The organism is Phytobacter massiliensis JC163 (assembly GCF_000321045.1).
GTDB lineage: Bacteria > Pseudomonadota > Gammaproteobacteria > Enterobacterales > Enterobacteriaceae > Phytobacter_A > Phytobacter_A massiliensis.
The window spans coordinates 1,874,488-1,895,475 of sequence record NZ_HE578945.1; the positions used below are offsets into that span (position 1 = coordinate 1,874,488).

The 20,988-nt window shown below is 57.1% G+C and carries 19 protein-coding genes; 11 read left to right on the plus strand and 8 right to left on the minus strand.

Annotated elements, in window-relative coordinates; genetic code table 11:
• Positions 1-264: 264 nt before the first annotated feature.
• The 4 genes from glnH (at position 265) to ybiO (ending at position 4,868) form a co-directional block, all read left to right on the plus strand.
• Positions 265-1,008: a glutamine ABC transporter substrate-binding protein GlnH gene (glnH, locus tag ENTHG_RS09155; protein ID WP_044178223.1), complete on the plus strand. Its 744-nt coding sequence runs from the start codon at positions 265-267 to the stop codon at positions 1,006-1,008.
• Between the two features lie 156 nt (positions 1,009-1,164).
• Positions 1,165-1,824, plus strand: coding sequence for a glutamine ABC transporter permease GlnP (gene glnP / locus ENTHG_RS09160; RefSeq protein WP_044178226.1), 660 nt, complete (start codon positions 1,165-1,167; stop codon positions 1,822-1,824).
• Positions 1,821-2,543 carry a glutamine ABC transporter ATP-binding protein GlnQ gene (gene glnQ, locus ENTHG_RS09165; protein ID WP_044178229.1) on the plus strand — a complete coding sequence of 241 codons (723 nt, stop codon included), beginning with the start codon at positions 1,821-1,823 and terminating at the stop codon, positions 2,541-2,543. Before glnP ends, glnQ begins: the two co-directional genes overlap by 4 nt.
• 117 nt (positions 2,544-2,660) lie before the next feature.
• The gene (gene ybiO / locus ENTHG_RS09170; protein WP_044178231.1) at positions 2,661-4,868 is read left to right on the plus strand and encodes a mechanosensitive channel protein; all 2,208 of its coding nucleotides are present in this window, start codon (positions 2,661-2,663) and stop codon (positions 4,866-4,868) included.
• Here ybiO and rlmF read toward each other — a convergent pair.
• Positions 4,858-5,793: a 23S rRNA (adenine(1618)-N(6))-methyltransferase RlmF gene (gene rlmF / locus ENTHG_RS09175; RefSeq protein WP_044178234.1), complete on the minus strand. Its 936-nt coding sequence runs from the start codon at positions 5,791-5,793 to the stop codon at positions 4,858-4,860. The two genes, ybiO and rlmF, sit on opposite strands and share 11 nt — an antisense overlap.
• Positions 5,794-5,887: 94 nt before the next feature.
• Between rlmF and ENTHG_RS09180 the strand changes: the two genes are divergently transcribed.
• The 3 genes from ENTHG_RS09180 (at position 5,888) to ybiJ (ending at position 7,441) form a co-directional block, all read left to right on the plus strand.
• Entirely contained in the window at positions 5,888-6,502 is a 615-nt protein-coding gene (locus ENTHG_RS09180; RefSeq protein ID WP_044178237.1) for a flavin reductase family protein, read from the plus strand.
• Between the two features lie 126 nt (positions 6,503-6,628).
• On the plus strand, positions 6,629-6,895 hold the full coding sequence (locus ENTHG_RS09185) for a DksA/TraR family C4-type zinc finger protein (RefSeq protein ID WP_044178240.1): 267 nt from the start codon (positions 6,629-6,631) through the stop codon (positions 6,893-6,895).
• Between the two features lie 285 nt (positions 6,896-7,180).
• Positions 7,181-7,441 carry a DUF1471 family protein YbiJ gene (ybiJ, locus tag ENTHG_RS09190; protein WP_044178243.1) on the plus strand — a complete coding sequence of 87 codons (261 nt, stop codon included), beginning with the start codon at positions 7,181-7,183 and terminating at the stop codon, positions 7,439-7,441.
• Between the two features lie 105 nt (positions 7,442-7,546).
• Here the strand turns inward: ybiJ and ybiB are convergent, their stop codons facing one another.
• From ybiB to rhlE, 7 genes are all read right to left on the minus strand, one after another.
• Complete coding sequence (ybiB, locus tag ENTHG_RS09195) at positions 7,547-8,509, minus strand: DNA-binding protein YbiB (RefSeq protein WP_044178245.1); 963 nt, start codon at positions 8,507-8,509, stop codon at positions 7,547-7,549.
• A 24-nt stretch (positions 8,510-8,533) separates the two neighbouring features.
• Positions 8,534-10,675 (minus strand): ATP-dependent DNA helicase DinG, encoded by a 2,142-nt coding sequence (dinG, locus tag ENTHG_RS09200; protein ID WP_044178248.1) that lies wholly within the window; start codon positions 10,673-10,675, stop codon positions 8,534-8,536.
• Positions 10,676-10,822: 147 nt separating this feature from the next.
• A complete protein-coding gene (locus ENTHG_RS09205) occupies positions 10,823-11,860 on the minus strand; it encodes a family 4 glycosyl hydrolase (protein ID WP_202595299.1) in 1,038 nt (345 codons plus the stop codon).
• On the minus strand, positions 11,857-12,150 hold the full coding sequence (locus ENTHG_RS25830) for a family 4 glycosyl hydrolase (protein WP_202595300.1): 294 nt from the start codon (positions 12,148-12,150) through the stop codon (positions 11,857-11,859). The genes ENTHG_RS09205 and ENTHG_RS25830 overlap by 4 nt, the downstream gene beginning before the upstream one ends.
• Before the next feature lie 13 nt (positions 12,151-12,163).
• Complete coding sequence (locus ENTHG_RS09210) at positions 12,164-13,768, minus strand: PTS transporter subunit EIIC (RefSeq protein WP_044178251.1); 1,605 nt, start codon at positions 13,766-13,768, stop codon at positions 12,164-12,166.
• A 121-nt stretch (positions 13,769-13,889) separates the two neighbouring features.
• The gene (locus ENTHG_RS09215; protein ID WP_044178254.1) at positions 13,890-14,624 is read right to left on the minus strand and encodes a GntR family transcriptional regulator; all 735 of its coding nucleotides are present in this window, start codon (positions 14,622-14,624) and stop codon (positions 13,890-13,892) included.
• A gap of 213 nt (positions 14,625-14,837) precedes the next feature.
• A complete protein-coding gene (gene rhlE, locus ENTHG_RS09220) occupies positions 14,838-16,175 on the minus strand; it encodes an ATP-dependent RNA helicase RhlE (RefSeq protein ID WP_044178255.1) in 1,338 nt (445 codons plus the stop codon).
• 298 nt (positions 16,176-16,473) lie between these two features.
• Here rhlE and cecR point away from each other — a divergent pair, with 298 nt between their 5' ends.
• Genes cecR through ENTHG_RS09240 form a run of 4 tightly spaced genes read left to right on the plus strand, consistent with a single transcriptional unit; the run spans position 16,474 to position 20,987 of the window.
• Positions 16,474-17,133 (plus strand): transcriptional regulator CecR, encoded by a 660-nt coding sequence (cecR, locus tag ENTHG_RS09225; RefSeq protein WP_044178259.1) that lies wholly within the window; start codon positions 16,474-16,476, stop codon positions 17,131-17,133.
• 3 nt (positions 17,134-17,136) lie between these two features.
• Positions 17,137-18,132, plus strand: coding sequence for a secretion protein HlyD (gene hlyD, locus ENTHG_RS09230; protein ID WP_044178262.1), 996 nt, complete (start codon positions 17,137-17,139; stop codon positions 18,130-18,132).
• Positions 18,125-19,864 (plus strand): ATP-binding cassette domain-containing protein, encoded by a 1,740-nt coding sequence (locus tag ENTHG_RS09235; RefSeq protein WP_044178264.1) that lies wholly within the window; start codon positions 18,125-18,127, stop codon positions 19,862-19,864. The genes hlyD and ENTHG_RS09235 overlap by 8 nt, the downstream gene beginning before the upstream one ends.
• The gene (locus tag ENTHG_RS09240; protein WP_044178267.1) at positions 19,854-20,987 is read left to right on the plus strand and encodes an ABC transporter permease; all 1,134 of its coding nucleotides are present in this window, start codon (positions 19,854-19,856) and stop codon (positions 20,985-20,987) included. Before ENTHG_RS09235 ends, ENTHG_RS09240 begins: the two co-directional genes overlap by 11 nt.
• Position 20,988 lies beyond the last annotated feature (1 nt).

Genomic DNA, 20,988 nt, shown 5'->3' on the forward strand with positions numbered 1-20,988 from the left:
ACCCCCTTTTCTGTTATCACCACCTCACAAAATTGTTAAGAAATGATTGTTAAATGGCGCTTTTGTGCGCTAAATAAAGCAAACTTATCCCTGCCTGCGTCTTACGCACCAAAAGGAAGCCCCAAAATGGTGCGCCGCGTCGCTTTCAGGGCATTTTCAGATTTTAACCTCTTTACAAAACAACAGGTTGTAAACCTGGCATGAATTTTTCATACTGCGTACGTTCTCGCAGGGGATCACCCCGTGGATATAAAAGGAAAAATTATGAAGTCTGCTTTCAAACTTTCCCTGGCTACACTCGCTCTCGCCTTCGCGGTCTCCGCTCAGGCGGCAGATAAGTTAGTTGTTGCAACCGATACCGCGTTTGTTCCCTTCGAGTTTAAACAGGGCGACAAGTATGTCGGTTTCGACGTTGACCTGTGGGCCGCAGTGGCTAAAGAGCTGAAGCTTGATTATGAACTGAAACCAATGGACTTCAGCGGCATCATTCCTGCCCTGCAAACGAAAAACGTTGACCTGGCGCTGGCGGGCATCACCATTACCGACGAGCGTAAAAAAGCGATCGACTTCTCTGACGGCTACTACAAAAGCGGCCTGCTGGTGATGGTAAAAGCGAACAACAATGACGTGAAAAGCGTCAAAGATCTCGACGGCAAAGTGGTCGCGGTGAAGAGCGGCACCGGCTCGGTCGATTACGCGAAAGCGAATATCAAGACGAAAGACCTGCGCCAGTTCCCGAATATCGACAACGCGTATATGGAGCTGGGGACTAACCGCGCTGACGCCGTCCTGCACGATACGCCGAACATCCTCTACTTCATTAAGACCGCAGGCAACGGCCAGTTCAAAGCGGTAGGCGAATCTTTAGAAGCGCAGCAGTACGGCATCGCTTTCCCGAAAGGCAGCGACGAGCTGCGTGATAAGGTCAACGGCGCGCTGAAAACGCTGCGTGACAACGGCACTTACAACGAAATCTACAAAAAATGGTTCGGCACTGAGCCTAAATAAATCAGCCTGATTCATCAGGTATCACGCCCGGTGGCGCTGTTCTTACCGAGCCAGGTTTTCCCGGCAGGCTAAGTGCGGCGCCATCTGGTTTAAAAACGCAGTTATTACGGGTGTTTTTTCACCTGGATTTTTCACCACGGTTTACAGGAATTCATCATGCAGTTTGACTGGAGCGCCATCTGGCCCGCCATACCGCTTCTGATTGAAGGCGCCAAAATGACGCTATGGATCTCGGTCCTTGGTCTGATTGGCGGCCTGATAATCGGCCTTGCTGCCGGTTTCGCCCGTAGTTTCGGCGGCTGGATAGCCAACCACATCGCGCTGGTATTTATTGAAGTTATCCGCGGTACGCCAATTGTCGTACAGGTTATGTTTATCTATTTCGCCCTGCCGATGGCCTTTAACGATCTGCGTATCGATCCGTTTAGCGCCGCCGTCGTGACGATCATGATCAACTCCGGCGCTTACATTGCCGAGATCACCCGCGGCGCGGTGCTCTCTATTCACAAAGGCTTTCGTGAAGCGGGCCTGGCGCTGGGCCTGTCAAAGCGCGAAACCATTCGCCACGTTATTCTGCCGCTGGCGCTGCGTCGTATGCTGCCACCGCTGGGTAACCAGTGGATTATCAGTATTAAAGATACCTCCCTGTTTATCGTTATCGGCGTCGCCGAGCTGACCCGTCAGGGCCAGGAGATTATCGCAGGCAACTTCCGCGCGCTGGAGATCTGGAGCGCCGTCGCCGTTATCTACCTGATCATTACGCTTGTTCTGAGCTTTATTCTGCGCCGTCTTGAAAGAAGGATGAAAATCCTGTGATTGAATTTAAAAACGTATCCAAGCACTTTGGTCAAACCCAGGTGCTGCATAACATCGATCTGCATATTACCCAGGGCGAAGTGGTGGTCATTATCGGCCCTTCCGGCTCCGGTAAATCCACCCTGCTGCGCTGCATCAACAAGCTCGAAGAGATCACCGCAGGAGAGTTGATTGTCGACGGCCTGAAAGTCAACGACCCGAAGGTGGACGAGCGGCTGATCCGCCAGGAAGCGGGGATGGTGTTCCAGCAGTTTTACCTCTTCCCCCACCTTACCGCGCTGGAAAACGTCATGTTCGGCCCGCTGCGCGTGCGTGGGGCGAATAAAGCCGAGGCGGAGAAACTGGCGAAAGCGCTGCTGGCGAAAGTCGGCCTGGCCGAGCGCGCTCATCACTATCCGTCCGAACTTTCCGGCGGCCAGCAGCAGCGCGTGGCGATTGCGCGGGCGCTGGCGGTGAAACCGAAAATGATGCTGTTCGATGAGCCCACCTCGGCACTCGACCCTGAGCTGCGCCATGAAGTGCTTAAGGTGATGCAGGATCTCGCCGAAGAGGGAATGACAATGGTCATCGTGACGCACGAAATTGGCTTCGCTGAAAAAGTGGCGTCGCGCCTGATCTTTATCGATAAGGGCCGCATTGCCGAAGACGGTAATCCACAGGCATTGATCGAAAATCCGCCAAGCCCGCGCCTGCAGGAATTTTTACAGCACGTCTCCTGACGGCTCAAAGCCAGGCGCTATAGCGCCTGGCTTTTGCCAGATTTCTCTCAAATCCTGCCCGCCCTTCCCCGCCATCTATACTTATCACTTTGCTGTTCATTCTCAATGGAGGAGTCTATGCCGTGGATCCTGCTGCTGGTCAGCCTGTTCTGCGCCCCGTTACAGGCTGCGTCGATACCGGGCATCACCTCAGACGCAACCCCCACGCAGACTTCGCCAGAACCCGACGCCGCACAGAAAAAGGCCGCCTATGCGGCGCTTGCAGACGTGCTGGAAAACGACCAGTCGCGCAAAGAGCTGATCGACGAATTACGTAAAGCCGCCGCCACGCCGCCGCAGGAGCCGGTGCCGGGGCTGACCCCGCCGCCGGTTGAGGAGCAGAAGACGGTACTGGAAAATATCACCGAGGTAAGCAGCCGTTATGGCGAGGAGCTGGCCTCACGTTTTGCCCAGCTTTATCGCAACATCACCGGCTCACCCCACAAAGCGTTTAATCCCCAGACCTTCACCAATGCCGCCACCCATTTCCTGATGCTGGCGGGCCTGGTGTTCGCCTTCTGGCTGCTGGTGCGTTTTAGCGTGTCGCCGCTGTATCGCAAAATGGGCCACTGGGGGCGTAAAAAGAATCGTGAACGCAGTAACTGGCTCCAGCTTCCGGCCATGATTGTGGGGGCTTTTATCATCGACATGCTTTTGCTGGCGCTCACCCTCTTTGTTGGCCAGCTACTGAGCGCCAACCTCAACGCCGGTAACCGCACCATCGCTTTTCAACAGAGCCTGTTCCTTAACGCCTTCGCCCTGATAGAGTTTTTTAAGGCGATTCTGCGGCTGATTTTTTGCCCGCGCTTTCCAGAACTTCGCCCGTTTCGCATTCAGGACGAGACCGCCCGTTACTGGCATTTGCGCCTCAGCGCGCTGAGCAGCCTGATTGGCTATGGCCTGCTGGTAGCGGTGCCGATTATCTCCAACCAGGTTAACGTGCAGGTGGGGGCGCTGGCTAACGTCGCCATCATGCTGTTTATCACCGTCTGGGCGCTGTATCTGATTTTCCATAATAAAAAGGCGATTCAGGAACACTTAAACCATCTCGCTGACCGCTCGCTGGCCTTCTTTAGCCTCTTTATCCGCGCCTTTGCCTTCATCTGGCACTGGATAGCCAGCGCCTACTTTATTGTGCTCTTCTTCTTCTCTCTGTTCGATCCGGGCAATAGCCTGAAATTTATGATGGGAGCCTCCCTGAGCAGCCTGGGGATTTTAAGCGTCGCGGCCTTTCTCTCCGGCGTGCTGTCGCGCTGGCTGAATAAGACCATCACGCTCTCGCCGCAGGTTCAGCGTAACTACCCTGAACTGCAAAAACGGCTCAACGGCTGGCTCTCTGCCTCCCTGAAGGCGGCGCGCTTTTTGATTGTCTGCGCCACGGTACTGCTGCTGCTTAACGCCTGGGGACTGTTCGATTTCTGGTTCTGGCTAACCTATGGCGCCGGGGAGAAGATGGTCGATATTATTATTCGTATCGCGCTTATCCTCTTCTTTTCCGCCGTGGGCTGGACGCTGCTGGCGAGCATTATTGAGAACCGACTCGCGTCGGACATACACGGTCGCCCATTGCCCAGCGCCCGTACCCGGACGCTGCTGACGCTGTTTCGTAACGCCCTTGCGGTAGTAATAAGCACCATAACGGTGATGATTGTGCTGTCGGAAATTGGCGTCAACATCGCCCCGCTGCTGGCGGGGGCCGGGGCGCTGGGTCTGGCTATCTCGTTTGGTTCGCAAACGCTGGTGAAGGACATCATCACCGGGATTTTCATTCAGTTCGAAAATGGGATGAACACCGGCGATCTGGTGACCATCGGGCCGCTTACCGGCACCGTAGAACGGATGTCGATCCGGTCGGTCGGGGTTCGCCAGGATACCGGGGCATACCACATTATTCCCTGGTCTTCGATTACCACCTTCGCCAACTTTGTTCGCGGTATAGGCTCGGTGGTGGCCAACTACGACGTTGACCGCCACGAAAGCGCGGACAAAGCCGGTCAGGCGTTGAAAGATGCGGTAGCCGAGCTGATGGAGATGGAGGATATTCGCGGCTTAATCATTGGCGAGCCCTCTTTTATGGGCATCGTTGGGCTGACCAATACCGCGTTTACCCTGCGCGTTACGTTTACCACCCTGCCGCTTAAGCAGTGGACGGTGCGTTTCGCCCTCGACAGCATGGTGAAGAAACACTTCGATCTGGCGGACGTCCGTGCGCCCGTCCAGACGTATCAGATGTTGCCGGCGACGCAGCCTGCTATGCCGCAGCCGCCCGCGGAGCCTACCCTTTAAATCGATTCTGCGCCCAGCGCTTACGCTGGGCCTCATCCATAAAGGTCCAGGCAATAAAGCGGCTCTGTTTCTGCCCCTGGGCCATCTCTTTTTTCACCACCTTGACCGCGCCGGCCTGGGTTAACGCCCGGTAGAGAGGCGGCAGATTATCGCCGCGTGATACCAGCGAACTGAACCACAGCACCTGGCGGGCAAACTGTTTGCTTTCGTCAATCATCTTACTGATAAACGCCACTTCGCCCCCTTCGCACCACAGCTCCTGCTGCTGTCCGCCAAAGTTAAGCGCACCTGTAGCCGCAAGGCCGAGATTACGGCGTTTGCGTTCGCTGCCTGCCTGCGCCGAACGCGCGCTGTCGTGAAACGGCGGATTACATAGGGTGGCGTCGTAGAGCTCATTTTTATGGATGATGCCGCTTAAAATGGCCGCAGGATCTTTTTGCCGACGCAGCCTAATCGATCGGCTTAGCCCCGCGTTGCCGTTAACGATCGCCTGCGCGCTGGCAAACGCGACGGGGTCCACTTCGCTGCCGGTAAAGCGCCAGCCGTACTCGTATGAGCCAATCAGCGGATAGATACAGTTCGCCCCGGTGCCGATATCCAGCACGCTCGCCTGGGAAGGCACGTTACCGTCATGGCTTTCAGCAAGGAGATCGGCAAGGTGATGAATGTAATCGGCCCGGCCAGGCACCGGCGGGCAGAGAAAACCCGCGGGAATATCCCACTGCGCCACGCCGTAAAAATGCGCCAGCAGCGCTTTATTAAGCGCCTTTACCGCGTCAGGGTTGGCAAAGTCCACCGTAGCTTCACCGGCGGGGCTGGTGACGATGAACGTGCGCAGCGCGGGGTGAGTGGCGCATAACGCGTCAAGATCGTAGCGGCTGTGGTGGCGGTTTCGCGGGTGCAAACCCGGCTTCTGGGCATTCATGGCATTCTCCTGTTAGCAGCGGCGTAAGATACCCGTTGACGAGTGCCGGGTAAATAAGTGAGGCTAAAGAAACTCTTCCCCGCAGGTATTCACTATGTATTTTTATCAACCTTCTCAGGGGCATGGTTTGCCTCACGATCCGCTCAACGCCATTATCGGGCCGCGCCCCATCGGCTGGATAGCCTCGCTGGACGGCAGCGGCCAGCGTAACCTTGCGCCATACAGTTTTTTTAACTGCTTTAACTACCGCCCGCCGATTATTGGTTTCGCCAGCAGCGGCTGGAAAGACAGCGTGCGCAATATTAATGAAACCGGGGAGTTTGTCTGGAACCTGACTACCCGCGATCTGGCGGAACGAATGAATGAGACATCCGCCTCCATTCCCCACGGGGAAGATGAATTTACCCGCGCCGGGCTGACCCCGGCCCCCAGCCGTATTGTCAGCGCGCCGCGCGTGGCGGAAAGCCCGGTAAACTTTGAATGCCGTCTCTCCCAGTGTATTCAACTGACCACTGCGGCAGGGTCGCCGGTAGAGACCTGGCTGGTGCTAGGGGAAGTGGTGGCGGTGCATATTGACGAGTCCCTGCTGGAAGAGGGCATCTACCAGACCGCCAGAGCCCAGCCGGTGCTGCGTGGCGGCGGCCCTTCCGCCTACTTTACCATCACCGAGGCGCAGCGTTTTGATATGCGCCGTCCCGACGACCGTTAAGCCTCTCACCGGCAGCGCTGCCTGCCGGTTTCCCCCCTGCCAGCGTTCTCACGCCCCCGCTCCGCTTGAAAAATAGCAATATTGCACAAATATTATCCTCATACGCCAGTTAATGAGGAGTCGATAATGGCATCAGGTTGGGCAAATGATGGCGCGGTTCAGGATCAAATTGACAGCACGGTAGATGATGCGGTGGCGCGGGCCAGGCGCGACTTGCCAAAGGGCGAGAGCCTGAAAGAATGTGCTGAGTGCGGCGAGCCAATCCCCGAAGCCCGCCGGAAAGCGATCCCGGGCGTGCGTTTCTGCATTCAGTGCCAGCAGAATAAAGATTCACCTAATAGCAGTTATGCAGGATATAATCGCAAAGGCTCGAAAGACAGCCAGTTACGTTAGCTGTCATCAGGCGTTTAGAGCAGCGCAAGCGGTTGCTTCCTTGCGCATAAAAAACAGCTAAAAAAGTAGCAATCTGTGCCGCTTACGGCGTAACCGCAGGCAACACACGGCAAAATCATAATTAACATGAATAATTCATATAAAATTCATAGCGTTGGTGATTGTTCAATTTTTTAGAACAAGGCCGTCAATTCTCTTAGATTTTCTTGCTGGTAAAAAAACGTGATACTTATCACATCGACGAAACAACGTCACATTAACAGAATAACCTGCGAGAAAATTACCATGAAAACCATCAAATATGCTGTTGCCGCCATCGCGCTTTCTACCCTCTCCTTCGGCGCGTTTGCCGCACAGGCCATTAGCCCGGCTCAGGCGCAGAATATGAATAAAGTGGGCGTGGTCTCCGCCGAAGGCGCTCTGACCCTGGACGGCCTTGAAGCTCAGCTGGCTGAAAAAGCAGAGGCGGCAGGGGCAACTGGCTACAGCATCACCTCCGCGAACAGCAACAACAAATTAAGCGGCACGGCTGTTATCTACAAATAAGCGACTGTTTTACCCGTCGGCGACCCTCCGACGGCTGCTCCAACCCTCATTGACCCTGTTGTTGTTACCCCTTTTTAGCCCGTCCAGGAATGTGACGGGCTTTTTTTAAAAGTTTTCTGCAATCCGCGCCAACGCGCGCTCCAGCGTGTCACACTCGCCGGTCGCCACCAGGCAGCAGGCCATCTCAATTTTTATCGACTCGGGTACAGGCTCGACACCCGCTACGCAGCGCTCAATCCAGCGCGCGGTGGTTTCCGCATCTTTTGCCTGCGGCAGCGCCACGTTTGCTGTTTCATTCTGCCGGGCATACAGCACCCGCTCACCCTGCGCATCAATAAGGTTGATTTGCGGACAGCGCTGCGGGTTAGCGTATACCTCCCCTTCTGTGCCGTGCATCAGCAGGCCGCGCCCGCCGATGGCCGCAAAAAACTTGCCTACACGCGGCACATATTCAGGATGAGAAACGCTGGACAGGCGCAGCGCGGCCGCGGGTTCAAACGGCGTTGCCAGCTTGGCCAGCGTATGCGCGCTGTTGCGTACGCCCATCTTCCAGCGCAGCGCCAGCTGTTTTTCCAGCGGCGGGCAGAGCGCCCCGACCGGAATATAGACCGGCTGCCGCCCCTCAAGGCGGGCCTGCGCCTGGCCCGCATGACGAACGGGCTCAATGCCGAGCAGGGTAAAAATGGTTTCACTCACCACGCGCGTAGGATCTTCGCTGACGCCGTGCACGACGACCGGGAAGCCCAGCTTACGTAGCAAAATTGCCAGCAGCGGGGTCAGGTTGGCCTGCTTACGCGCGCCGTTGTAGGTAGGGATAACGATGGGCATCGGCTGCGCAACCGGCGGCGTCAGACGCATTGTCTGCTGCTGCATCGCCTCGTAGAAGCCGAGCATTTCCGCCTCTCCTTCCCCTTTTATCCGCAGCGCAATCAAGATGCCGCCCAGTTCCAGATCCGGCACCTCGCCATTCAGCATCCGGGTATAAAGCCCACGGGCGGTGTCAAAATCCAGATCGCGGGCATGGTTTTTCCCCCGGCCAATCTCTTTGATGATTTTGCGGTAATCCATCTCAACTCCTCACGGCTCACATTGTCAGCGGCGCTTACGGCGGCTCTGTTTGGGTTTCTTCACTATAACGTCAGGCACGTCCGGTTGGGAAATCGGAAAGACCGGCAGCGCGTTGAGCAGACGTTTGCCATAGCTTTTGCTGAGCAGGCGGTTATCGTAAATGACCACTTCGCCGCGGCAGCTGTGGCTGCGAATTAGCCTGCCGACCTGCTGGATAAGGGTGAAGGAGGCGCTGGGCAGGCTCTGCACTTCAAAGGGGTAGCGATTGAGGCTTTTCAGCCATTCGCCCTCGGTGATGACCACCGGGCTGTCGATAGGGGGAAAGGCGATTTTGTGAATATGTACCTGGGTCAGATAGTCCCCTTTGAGATCCAGCCCTTCGGCAAAGGATTGCAGCCCCACCAGCACGCTGCGCTCGCCGCCGTCAATACGTTTACGATGCAGCTCCACCAGCCGGTAGCGCGGCTGATCGCCCTGCACCAGCAGCAGCAGGCGCAAATCGGTGACGAAGGTTAAAAAGAGCTGCATGGCGCGCGCGCTGGCAAACAGCACCAGCATGCCCCGGTGGGCGTTGCTCTCGACCTGCTGGCGAAAGAAGGCGGCCATCTCCGCGAGATGCTGCTCTTCGTTATCGATAAGCGGCGCATAGCGCATTTGCGGAATGACGATTTTCCCCTGTTCCACATGGTTAAAGGGCGAATCGAGGGTAACGAAACGGTCCCCGGCTTTCTCTTTGAGACCGCTCATCTCCTGCAGCCGCGAAAAGCTGTTAAGCGAGCGCAGGGTGGCGGAGGTGACGACGATGTGCGGAACGCTGCGCCAGAGCAGTTTTTCCAGCTGATCGCTGACCCGAATACCGACGCAGTGAAACCAGAGATGCAGCTGCCCGTCGCGCACCTCACGGGTGGCCCATTTGGTCACCGGCGCGCCGGAAGCCTGCGCCATCGCCGCCAGCCGCCACAGCTTGCTTTGCGCTTCGAACATCCCCAGCGCCCGGTTCATCTGCAGCAGCACCCGGTGCAGGCGGACGATATCGTGGCTGCCCGTTTTTTCACTTAAGTCGTTGAGAAACAGCTCCGCCAGGCCGCGCAGCATCTCGGTCAGTTTCGCCAGCCGCTGGCAGATAGCCATTACTTCATCCGGCAGTTCGCCCATGGCGAAGCGGTACTCCGCCTCCTGCCCGGCGGGCATAAACAGGTTCAGGATATTATTGAGCGAGGCGATAAGCTCAAACAGCTCTTCGCAATGGGCGTTAAGGCGCTCCGGCGTCGCCAGGGGCGGCGTGGTTTTCGGGCGAAACTGTTCAAGGCAGGTCGCCACCAGCTTGCTAAAGAGATCCAGCTGCAGCCGGTACCAGGAGGAGGTAATTTCAGCGCTCATTTCCAGCGCGTCGCGCGCGACATCCGGGAGATGGTGGCCTTCGTCCAGCACCAGCAGCAGGTTTTTCGGCTCGGGGAGAACGGCTTCGCTCTCCAGCGCCGCCATCACCAGCGCATGGTTAGCCACAACCACTTCGGCCTCCTGAATCTCGCGGCGGGCGACAAAAAAGGGGCATTCCCGGTAGTAGTGGCAGTTACGGTTCAGGCAGCTTGCTTTATCGGTGCTGAGCCGCCGCCAGAGGTCGTCATCAATGGCGCGGTCGGTATGGTCACGCAGACCGTCCCAGCGGTAGCTGTCGAGATCGCCTTTGAGCTGCGCGCAGCGTTTCTGCTCTTCCTGGTTGTTGGGGGTCAACTCATCGTCAAGGAAGGCCAGCAGATCCTGCTGGGAGGGTTCGCTGCTGGCGAGCGCGGTCAGGTTACGCGGGCAGACATAGCGCCCGCGGCCAAAGGCGGCGGTAAAGCGCAGATCGGGGATAATTTTGCGCAGCAGCGGCAGATCTTTGCTGAAAATCTGATCCTGCAACGCCACGTTGGCGGTACTCACCACCAGCGTTTTCTGCTCCTCCCTGGCAATCGCAATACCGGGAATCAGGTAGGAGAGGGTTTTGCCCACGCCGGTTGGCGCTTCGATTGCCAAATGCCGCCCCTCATCACCCGCCAGCGTTTTTGCCACATCGGCAATCATCTGCCGTTGCGGGGCGCGGGGAATAAAGTCCGGGATCTGCTGTTGCAACGCCTTATACCAGGCGGCAATCTGCGCTTTTAGCGCGGCGGTAAGGGCCATGAGTAAACCTGAAACACTGTATAAACAGCCACTATTGTGGCATTTTTACCGTTTCAGGGGTAATGGTTTTTCCGGATCTGGAAAGCGGGCCGCAAAATCCCTTATGGCGCAGCCCGCGGTTTGCTAATGGCTTGTCTGGTGTATGACCTACTTGAGCGCTGGCCAGTACTCCCTGTTCGCTTCAATCAGCGCATCCAGCACCTTGCGCGCCTTTTTCGCATCAATAATCGTGCGGTTAAGGGTCAACGCCTGCAACGCTTTGGTGTAAGAGCCTTCAAACCAGGCCTCGACCGTCAGCCGCTCATAGGCGAACTGCTGCTCAATTAGCCCTTTATAGAAGGTGGGAATTTTACCGACCCCGAACGGGCGCGGGCCGTTACTGCCGATCTCCGCCGTCAGCTCCACCATCACGTCGTGATCGAGGTTCTCCACCAGACCATTGTTGGGCACCATGACGATAAATTTCTTTTTCAAATTGAAGGCGATAGCCTCTGCCAGCTCGACAATCATATCGCCGTGGGCATCGTTATGCACTACGTGCACGTTGCGGGTGGTGCCTTCCGCTACCGCCGTGCGGCACTCGTCAAAAACCCGTTTCTCACGCCCGTTAATGACCTCGTTGGCGCGGGTAAAATGGGGGTCGAGCTTCGAAAATTTGTACTCCGGGTAGAGGTAATATTGCAGATAGGTGTTCGGCAGATAGTCAGGGAAATCGCGCAGCATATCCGCCACCGCCGCGTAGGTATCGAGCCAGGACTGGTCGCGCTGCTCGGCATCTACCGGTTTAAAACCGTTTTCAGCAATGAAGGCTTTCAGTTCCGGTGCCAGATCGTGGCCCGTTTCATCGTACAGATGGGTAAACCAGCCAAAGTGGTTAAGGCCGAAATAGACCGGATCGAAGGTTGCCGGGTCGCGTCCCAGCAGGCGGCCATAGGAACGCAGCAGGTTAACCGGCTGGTCGCAGATGTTGAGTATGCGTTTGTCATCCGGGAAGCGCTTGTTGAGAGCGTCGGCCACGATCGCCGCCGGATTGGTATAGTTGAGGATCCATGCCTTCGGCGAACGGGCGCGTACGTTTTCCACCAGCGCAATCATGTCGCGGATGGAGCGCATGCCATAGGCAAAGCCGCCCGCGCCGCAGGTCTCCTGGCCGATTACGCCCAGACTGAGAGGAATTTTTTTCATCTTTTTTCGCGCATTGCGTAGCCGCCGGTGCGCATCTGGCAGAAGATAAAGTCCATATCGGTGAACGCTTCATCTTCATCCCCGGTATAGACAAACTCCAGTTCCGGGTACTCTTCACGAAACAGCACTTTGGCATATTCACCAATAACCGCCTGGCGCTCCTGATTCACGTCGAACATCACCAGTTTATTTAACGGCAGACGCGCTTTAAGTTTGCATAATGCTTTTAATAAGCCCGGCGTCCATGTTGAACCACCGCCAACTAAAACAATATTAAAAGAAGTTTTCATTTGATTCGCTCTCTTATTGCGTCTGTTGCACAAGTAAATTTTGTTTTACGGCGCTGGCGATACTCTCCACCTGCGGGCCGTAAATCACCTGAATATCGCTGTCGGTGGCGCGAATAAATCCGCTGGCACCGCTCTGTTTAAGCGTTTTTTCATCAACCTTATTCATGTCTTTAATTTTCACCCGCAGGCGGGTAAAGCAGCAGTCGACATGCTGAATATTCTCCGCACCGCCGAGCCCTTTAATAATTTGCCCGGTTGCGGCATCCCCTTCGCTATTTCCCGCCGCAGCCAGCGGCTCTTCATCCTCTTCGCGCCCTGGGGTTCTGGCGTTAGTGCGTAAAATTATCCATTTAAAGGAGAAGTAATAGGCCGGAGCCCAAATCGCCCCTAATAGCAGATCGAACCACCAGTGAGTTTTGGCTCCGCCGAGCACGCCAAAGACCATAAAGTCGATCAGGCCGCCCTGAATATTGCCGATCATCACCTCCAGCAGCTGCGCGCAGGCAAATGAGAGCCCGCTCATCACGGCGTGAAATAAAAACAGCAGCGGCGAGACGAAAATAAAGCTGAACTCCAGCGGTTCGGTGATCCCGGTCGTGAAAGAGGCCAGCGCACCGGCCATCATCAGCGCTTTAACCCGCTGTTTATGCTCTGGTTTCGCGCAGCGGTAGATGGCCAGCGCCGCCGCAGGCAGGCCGAACATCATTACCGGGATTTTCCCCTGCGCCAGGAAGCGCGTGGCCTCGCGCACGACGTCGTCGGCCAGCGCGCCGGGATGGGCCAGCGCATAGTTGAAGATGGATAACGCCCCTATTACGCTCTCGTTATCCACGTGCACCATGCCGCCTACCGGGGTGAATCGCACGGTTTCATTCAGAATGTGATGCAGACCGGTGGGAATCAGAATGCGTTCGGTAAAGGCGTAGATAAACGTACCAAACGGGCCGGATTCGCCGATAAACTGGCCAAGATGAATAATCGCCGTGGCGATAAATGGCCAGACCAGCGACATCAGTACGCCCACAATCGGCAGGACAATAACGGTAATAATAGGAACAAAGCGACGGCCACCAAAATAGGCGATGGCCGCCGGGAGTTTAATCGTATAAAAGCGGTTATGCAGAATGACCGTCACCAGACCGGCAATTACCCCGCCAAGCACGCTCATCTGATAAGAAAAAATACCCAGAGTGGAGGCAAACTCCGCGGAATACATTACCGCGTCGGTCTGGCTGTAGCCTTTTTCAATCAGGGCGGCCACCGAGGTAGTCTGCGGCGTTAATCCCTGTGCCAGCAGGCTGTAATTCACCCCCACATGAAAAGTAATAAACCCAATGACTGCGGCCAGCGCGGCGGTAGGCTTTTCATCCCGCGCGAGGCCAATGGCGGCGGCGATGGCAAACAGCAGCGGTAAATTACCGAACAGCGCGCCAGCAACCTTACGAATAAAGCCAATGACCTGCTGCATTATTTCCGCATGGATAATACTCTCGCCGACAATAGCCGGGTTTTGCAACGCTGCCGCGAGGCCAAGAAATATCCCCGCAGCGGCAATAACGGAAATGGGCATCATTAACGCTTTTCCCAGATCCTGTAAAAACTCACCGGTCCGACGCATTGTAGTTTTCCTTATGTGGGGTACTGGCTGAACATGAACAGAGTATAGCCAAACCACATGTATAGTTGTCTAGCCCACTATGCGAAAACACGAGATGGATCACAAAGCGCGTCTCTTTCTGTTAAGGCCGGGCCGCGGTTAGCGTGAAGCGGTAATGCTGCTGGTTGTAATAGATTTCAGAGACTTCAAACGGAATATCGTCGCGTAAAAAGGCGACTGAGGAGGCGTGGAGTACCGGTTCGTCACGGTTAATCCCCAGCATGTCACGCACGTTTTGCGACGGCAGCTCGGCGCGGATCTCTTTTTCCGACCGCTCAACGGTAAAACCTTTGCGGTTAATATAGGCATATTTCGAAGCGTTAAGATCCGCCTCGCTGAGATCGGCAAAGGGCTGCGTAATCATCCAGGACTGTTCGAAAACGAACGGGATATCCCCTACCAGCCGCAGACGCTGCATAAACCAGACGTCAGTCTGCGGCGCAAGCCGCAGTTTCTGCGCGATCTCCGGCGAGGGCTGCTGGCGATAAAGGCAGATGAGACGGTTTACCACCGGCGCTTCCAGGCCAAGCGTCGCTTCACTGGAGGAGAGATGGCGATCCAACGGCAGCGAAATGCGTAAATTTCTCTCCGACTGTACGACAAAGGTGCCCTGCCCGCGCCGCCGCTCGACTTTGCCCTGCCGCACCAGGTAATCCACCGCTTTACGCGCAGTCATCCGGGAAATAGAAAACTGCTGGCAAAGTTCGTTTTCAGAAGGAATAGCGTCGCCAGGCTTAAGCGACCCGGCGGCGATTTGCCCGGTAAGGTATTGCTCAAGCTGTAGGTAGACCGGCACGGTGGAATGTTTATCAATCATTGGCGCAACTCCCTCTTCTATGCCGGTATGGTAGCGAGAGCCGGGCAAAGTGACAACGTTTCTCCCCCGCCTGGCTGTTCTTCCTTATCGCCATCGTCCGGGGCGCGAGGCGATTGCCGCTGTGCCCCTGCATGCGCATAAAAAAACCCTGCCTCAGGCAGGGTTTGTCAGACGTTCCCGGATGTGGCTGATGCCTTACCCGGCGACATGTAGTTATGCGGCGGAAGGCTTGCGCGGACGGCGACGGCGCGGCTTTTCACCTGCCGGTTTGCCTTCCTGGCTGCGGGCTGGCTTCGGCGCGCCGCCGTCATTGCGACGCGGTTGCTGTTGGCCACGGCCGCCACCGCCCTGCCCGCGACCGCCGCGTCCTTGGCTCTGACGACCGTTTTGAATCGGCTCCGCTTTGATGGACGGGTCCGGTTCGTAGCCTGCAATGGCGATACGCGGGATCTCTTTTTTCAGCAGCCGTTCAATATCGCGCAGCAGCTTATGTTCATCGACGCAGACCAGCGACAGCGCCTCGCCGGTGGCCGCGGCACGTCCAGTACGGCCAATGCGGTGGACGTAATCTTCCGGCACGTTAGGCAGCTCGTAGTTCACCACGTGCGGCAGCTCTTCGATATCCAGCCCGCGAGCGGCGATATCGGTCGCCACCAGCACGCGAATATCGCCGGATTTGAAATCGGCCAGCGCGCGGGTACGGGCGCCCTGCGATTTATTGCCGTGAATAGCGGCGCTGCGAATGCCGTCTTTATTCAGCTGTTCCGCCAGATGGTTAGCGCCGTGTTTGGTACGGGTAAATACCAGCACCTGCTGCCAGTTGCCTTCGCCAATCATCTGCGACAGCAGCTCCCGCTTGCGCTTTTTATCGACGAAATGCACATGCTGAGTCACCTGCTCAGAGGCGGTATTGCGACGCGCCACTTCAATTTCCAGCGGGTTATGCAGCAGCTTCTCGGCAAGGCCTTTGATATCGTCAGAGAAGGTGGCGGAGAAGAGCAGATTCTGCCGACGCGGCGGCAGCTTCGCCAGCACGCGGCGGATATCGTGGATAAAGCCCATGTCGAGCATGCGATCGGCTTCGTCCAGCACGAGAATTTCCACGCTGTCCAGCTTCACGGCGTTCTGATGCTCAAGGTCGAGCAGGCGGCCCGGCGTCGCCACCAGGATATCAACGCCGCTGCGCAGTTTCATCATCTGCGGGTTGATGCTCACGCCGCCGAAGACCACCAGCGAGCGGATATTAAGGTATTTGCTGTATTCGCGGACGTTTTCCCCTACCTGGGCGGCAAGTTCGCGGGTCGGCGTCAGAATCAACGCGCGCACCGGGCGACGGCCTTTGGCATGGGGTTCTTTCTGCACCAGGCGTTGCAGCAGCGGCAGGGTAAACCCGGCCGTTTTACCGGTGCCGGTCTGGGCGCTGGCCATCAGGTCGCGGCCCTGCAGAACCGCCGGGATCGCCTGCTGCTGAATAGGGGTCGGCTCACGGTAACCCTGCTCGTCAACAGCGCGCAAAATTTCCGGATTAAGGCCAAGGGAATCAAAAGACATAACAACTCCGCACCGCCCCGACCGTAACAGGTGTAGTTTTCAGGGAGATAGATAACGTGACAGATGACAAAAACCACAATGTCATGAAGGGGCGGAGTGTAGCAGCTTTTGTGACGCAGCGCATAAAATATCGCTTTGCATTTGTCTGGAAAAATAATTCTCCAGCCTGCTTAACGCAAGGCTGACAAGGCCTGAGGACCTGTGTGAGCTCTTGCAGGCGCAATATCGCAGGTAGACAAGGTGATAAAATGACCATAAAGTTAATCAATCGATTGATTAACTTTAGCTGACGGACACGATGAACTCGACGACGCTTAAAGGCGAACAGGCGCGAAACCAGCTGATCCATGCTGCACTCGCCCAGTTTGGCGAATATGGGCTGCACGCCACCACCCGCGATATCGCTGCCCTTGCCGGGCAAAATATCGCCGCTATCCCTTATTACTTTGGCTCGAAGGAAGATCTCTACCTCGCCTGCGCCCAGTGGATTGCCGACTTTATTGGAGAAAATTTCCGGCCCCATGCCGAAGCGGCCGAAGCGCTGCTCGCCGCGCCGCAGCCTGACAAAGCCGCCATCCGCGCGCTTATTCACAAGGCCTGCGAAAACATGATAGCCCTGCTCACCCAGGACGATACGCTCAGCCTGAGCAAGTTTATCTCTCGTGAGCAGCTCTCCCCTACGCGCGCCTACCAGCTGGTGCACGATCAGGTTATCGCCCCGCTGCACAGCCACTTCACGCGGCTTATTGCCGCCCTGACCGGGCGCGATGCGAACGATACCGAGACCATTTTGCACACCCACGCGCTGATTGGTGAAATCCTCGCTTTTCGTCTCGGCAGAGAGACCATTCTGCTGCGCGCGGGATGGACAGCCTTTGATGAGCAAAAAGCCGCGCTGATTTGTCAGGTGATTACCTGCCATGTCGATCTTATCCTGCTGGGACTAACAAGGAGCTAAGTGATGAAAAAACCGGTGATGGCAATAGTCATAATCGTGGTGCTGCTCGCGGCCCTTGGCGGCGGCTGGATGTGGCATCAGAGCAGGCAGGAGACGCCGCTTACGCTGTATGGCAACGTAGATATCCGCACGGTGAATTTAAGTTTCCGCGTAAGCGGGCGGCTGGCGTCGTTGGCGGTGGATGAAGGCGATGCCATCAAGGCCGGGCAGCCGCTGGGCGTTATCGACCGCGCGCCCTACGAAAATGCGCTTATGCAGGCAAAGGCCAACGTCTCAGCGGCCGAGGCGAAGTACGCGCTGGTGGCCGAAGGCTATCGTAATGAAGAGATAGCGCAGGCCCAGGCGGCGGTGAATCAGGCGCAGGCGGCATACGACTACGCCCGTAATTTTTATCAACGCCAGCAGGGGCTATGGAAAACGCGGGTGATTTCCGCCAACGATCTGGAAAATGCCCGCTCCTCGCGGGATCAGGCGCAGGCGCAGCTTAAATCAGCGCGGGATAAGTTAAGCCAGTACCGCACCGGTAACCGACCGCAGGAGATAGCGCAGGCGAAAGCGAGCCTTGAACAGGCGCAGGCGCAGCTGGCGCAGGCCGAACTTGATCTCAAAGATACCCAGTTGATTGCGCCGTCGGACGGCACCCTCCTCACCCGCGCCGTGGAGCCGGGCAGCATGCTTAACGCGGGCAGCACGGTACTGACGCTCTCCCTCACCCGCCCGGTCTGGGTGCGCGCCTACGTCAACGAAGCCAGCCTGCATCAGGCGCAGCCGGGCCAGACGGTACAGCTTTATATCGATGGCCGCCCGGATAAGCCTTACCACGGCAAAATCGGCTTTGTCTCGCCCACCGCAGAGTTCACCCCAAAAACGGTGGAGACGCCGGATCTGCGTACCGATCTGGTCTATCGCCTGCGCATTATTGTCACCGATGCCGATGACGCCCTGCGCCAGGGGATGCCGGTTACGGTGAACTTTGACAGCGGAGCGCGCAATGAGTGAAGCCGTGATTCATCTTAACGGCCTGGTTAAACGCTTCGCCGGGATGGAAAAACCGGCAGTGGCCCGCCTTGACTGTTCGATTCAGGCGGGGTACGTCACCGGACTTGTCGGGCCGGACGGCGCGGGGAAAACCACGCTGATGCGCATTCTTGCCGGGTTGATGAAGCCTGACGAAGGCACGGCAACCGTGCTGGGCCTCGATCCTATTAAGAACAGTAGCGAACTGCATGCGCTGCTTGGCTATATGCCGCAAAAATTCGGGCTCTATGAAGATTTAACGGTGATGGAGAACCTGAATCTCTACGCCGATCTGCGCAGCGTGACCGGCGAGCAGCGCCAGCAGACCTTCGAGCGCCTGCTGGCCTTCACCGCGCTGGCCCCGTTCACCGGGCGGCTGGCGGGCAAGCTTTCCGGCGGCATGAAACAGAAGCTGGGGCTGGCCTGCACGCTGGTGGGCCAGCCGAAAGTGCTGCTGCTGGATGAGCCGGGCGTCGGCGTCGATCCCATTTCACGGCGCGAGCTGTGGCAGATGGTGCATACCCTGGCCGACGACGGCATGCTGATCCTCTGGAGTACCTCCTATCTGGACGAAGCGGAGCAGTGTCGAGACGTTCTGCTGATGAACGAAGGGGAACTGCTTTATCAGGGCGAGCCGCGCGCGCTGACGCAGACCATGGCCGGGCGCAGTTTTCTTGCCCACACGCCAGAGGAGAACAATCGCCAGTTGCTCCAGCGGCTGCTCCGGCTGCCGCAGGTGAGCGACGGCATGATTCAGGGGCGCTCGGTACGGGTTATCGTGAAAAAAGAGGCGACGGTCAGCGCACTGCGCGATGCGGCCGCACTTAACGAACTCGCTATTGATGAAACCACCCCGCGCTTTGAAGACGCTTTTATCGACCTGCTTGGCGGCGCGGGGTTTACCCATTCGCCGCTGGGGGCGATCCTGCATACGGTCAACGGCTCGGCGGATGAAACGGTGATAGAAGCCAAAGCGCTGACCAAAAAATTTGGCGATTTCGCCGCCACCGATCATGTCAACTTCGCGGTCAGGCGCGGCGAAATCTTCGGCCTGCTTGGCCCCAACGGCGCGGGTAAATCCACCACCTTTAAGATGATGTGCGGCCTGCTGGTGCCCACCTCCGGCCAGGCGCTGGTGTTGGATATGGATCTGAAAACCAGTTCAGGCCAGGCCCGGCAGCACCTGGGCTATATGGCGCAGAAATTCTCGCTGTATGGCAACCTGACGGTGGCGCAGAACCTGCGCTTTTTCTCCGGGGTATATGGCCTGCGCGGGCGTGCTCAGCAGGAAAAGATTAACCGCATGGTCGAGGCATTCGGCCTGCAAGCTGTCGCCTCCCAGGCTACCGATGCCCTGCCGCTCGGCTTCAAGCAGCGGCTGGCGCTCGCCTGCGCGCTGATGCATGAACCTGATATCCTGTTTCTTGATGAGCCAACCTCCGGCGTCGACCCCCTTACCCGCCGCGAATTCTGGCTGCACATCAACAGCATGGTCGAAAAAGGGGTGACGGTTATGGTCACCACCCACTTTATGGACGAGGCCGAATATTGCGATCGCATCGGGCTGGTCTATCGCGGCAAGCTTATCGCCAGCGGCACGCCGGACGCCCTGAAAGCGCAAACCGCCGACGATGAACATAGCGACCCGACCATGGAACACGCGTTTATTACCCTGATTCACAACTGGGATAAGGAGCACCACCATGCGCCATAGCCCCCTCTCCCTGCGTCGGGTACGCGCGCTGTGCGTAAAAGAGACGCGCCAGATCGTCCGCGATCCCAGTAGCTGGCTGATTGCGGTAGTGATCCCGCTGCTGCTGCTGTTTATTTTCGGCTACGGCATTAACCTGGACTCCAGCAAGCTGCGGGTGGGCATTTTGCTTGAGCAGCGCAGCGAAGAAGCGCTTGATTTCACTCACGCGATGACCGGCTCGCCGTGGATTGAGGCCACCATCAGCGACAACCGCCAGCAGCTGGTGCAGATGATGCAGGCCGGGCGTATTCGCGGACTGGTGGTGATTCCGGTTAATTTCGCTGAAAAGATGGCCCGTCCCGGCGACGACGCGCCGCTGCAGGTGATCACCGACGGCAGCGAACCCAATACCGCCAACTTTGTGCAGGGGTATGTGCAGGGGATCTGGCAAACCTGGCAGCAGCAGCGGGCGGAGGATCGGGGCGAACGCTTTGAGCCGCTGATCGATGTGCAGATGCGCTACTGGTTCAACCCGGCGGCCATCAGCCAGCACTTTATTATTCCCGGCGCGGTGACCATTATCATGACGGTGATCGGCGCTATCCTTACCTCGCTGGTGGTGGCGCGAGAGTGGGAGCGCGGCACCATGGAGGCGCTGCTCTCGACCGAGGTAACGCGCGGCGAACTGCTGCTGTGCAAACTGATTCCTTACTACTTCCTTGGCATGCTGGCGATGCTGCTCTGTATGCTTGTCTCAGTGTTTATCCTTGGCGTGCCCTATCGCGGCTCGCTGCTGGTGCTGTTTCTCATCACCAGCCTGTTTTTGCTTAGCACGCTGGGGATGGGTCTGCTTATCTCCACCATCACCCGCAACCAGTTTAATGCCGCGCAGGTGGCGCTTAACGCCGCGTTTCTGCCCTCGATCATGCTCTCCGGCTTTATTTTCCAGATAGACAGTATGCCGGCAATTATTCGGGCGGTGACCTATATCATCCCGGCGCGCTACTTCGTCAATACGCTGCAAAGCCTGTTTCTGGCGGGGAATATTCCGGTGGTACTGGTGGTTAACGTGCTCTTTTTACTGGCCTCGGCGGTGATGTTTATCGGCCTGACGTGGCTTAAAACCAAACGGCGGCTGGACTAGG

Coding starts and splice junctions, on each gene's coding strand:
- rhlE (WP_044178255.1), bottom strand. CDS start 16,175: ATGTCTTTTGATTCCCTTGGCCTTAATCCGGAAATTTTGCGCGCTGTT.
- glnH (WP_044178223.1), top strand. CDS start 265: ATGAAGTCTGCTTTCAAACTTTCCCTGGCTACACTCGCTCTCGCCTTC.
- rlmF (WP_044178234.1), bottom strand. CDS start 5,793: ATGAATGCCCAGAAGCCGGGTTTGCACCCGCGAAACCGCCACCACAGC.
- ENTHG_RS09215 (WP_044178254.1), bottom strand. CDS start 14,624: ATGATTGATAAACATTCCACCGTGCCGGTCTACCTACAGCTTGAGCAA.
- ENTHG_RS09240 (WP_044178267.1), top strand. CDS start 19,854: ATGCGCCATAGCCCCCTCTCCCTGCGTCGGGTACGCGCGCTGTGCGTA.
- ENTHG_RS09185 (WP_044178240.1), top strand. CDS start 6,629: ATGGCATCAGGTTGGGCAAATGATGGCGCGGTTCAGGATCAAATTGAC.
- hlyD (WP_044178262.1), top strand. CDS start 17,137: ATGAAAAAACCGGTGATGGCAATAGTCATAATCGTGGTGCTGCTCGCG.
- dinG (WP_044178248.1), bottom strand. CDS start 10,675: ATGGCCCTTACCGCCGCGCTAAAAGCGCAGATTGCCGCCTGGTATAAG.
- ybiJ (WP_044178243.1), top strand. CDS start 7,181: ATGAAAACCATCAAATATGCTGTTGCCGCCATCGCGCTTTCTACCCTC.
- ybiB (WP_044178245.1), bottom strand. CDS start 8,509: ATGGATTACCGCAAAATCATCAAAGAGATTGGCCGGGGGAAAAACCAT.
- ENTHG_RS09205 (WP_202595299.1), bottom strand. CDS start 11,860: ATGAAAAAAATTCCTCTCAGTCTGGGCGTAATCGGCCAGGAGACCTGC.
- ENTHG_RS25830 (WP_202595300.1), bottom strand. CDS start 12,150: ATGAAAACTTCTTTTAATATTGTTTTAGTTGGCGGTGGTTCAACATGG.
- ENTHG_RS09210 (WP_044178251.1), bottom strand. CDS start 13,768: ATGCGTCGGACCGGTGAGTTTTTACAGGATCTGGGAAAAGCGTTAATG.
- ybiO (WP_044178231.1), top strand. CDS start 2,661: ATGCCGTGGATCCTGCTGCTGGTCAGCCTGTTCTGCGCCCCGTTACAG.
- ENTHG_RS09180 (WP_044178237.1), top strand. CDS start 5,888: ATGTATTTTTATCAACCTTCTCAGGGGCATGGTTTGCCTCACGATCCG.
- cecR (WP_044178259.1), top strand. CDS start 16,474: ATGAACTCGACGACGCTTAAAGGCGAACAGGCGCGAAACCAGCTGATC.
- glnP (WP_044178226.1), top strand. CDS start 1,165: ATGCAGTTTGACTGGAGCGCCATCTGGCCCGCCATACCGCTTCTGATT.
- ENTHG_RS09235 (WP_044178264.1), top strand. CDS start 18,125: ATGAGTGAAGCCGTGATTCATCTTAACGGCCTGGTTAAACGCTTCGCC.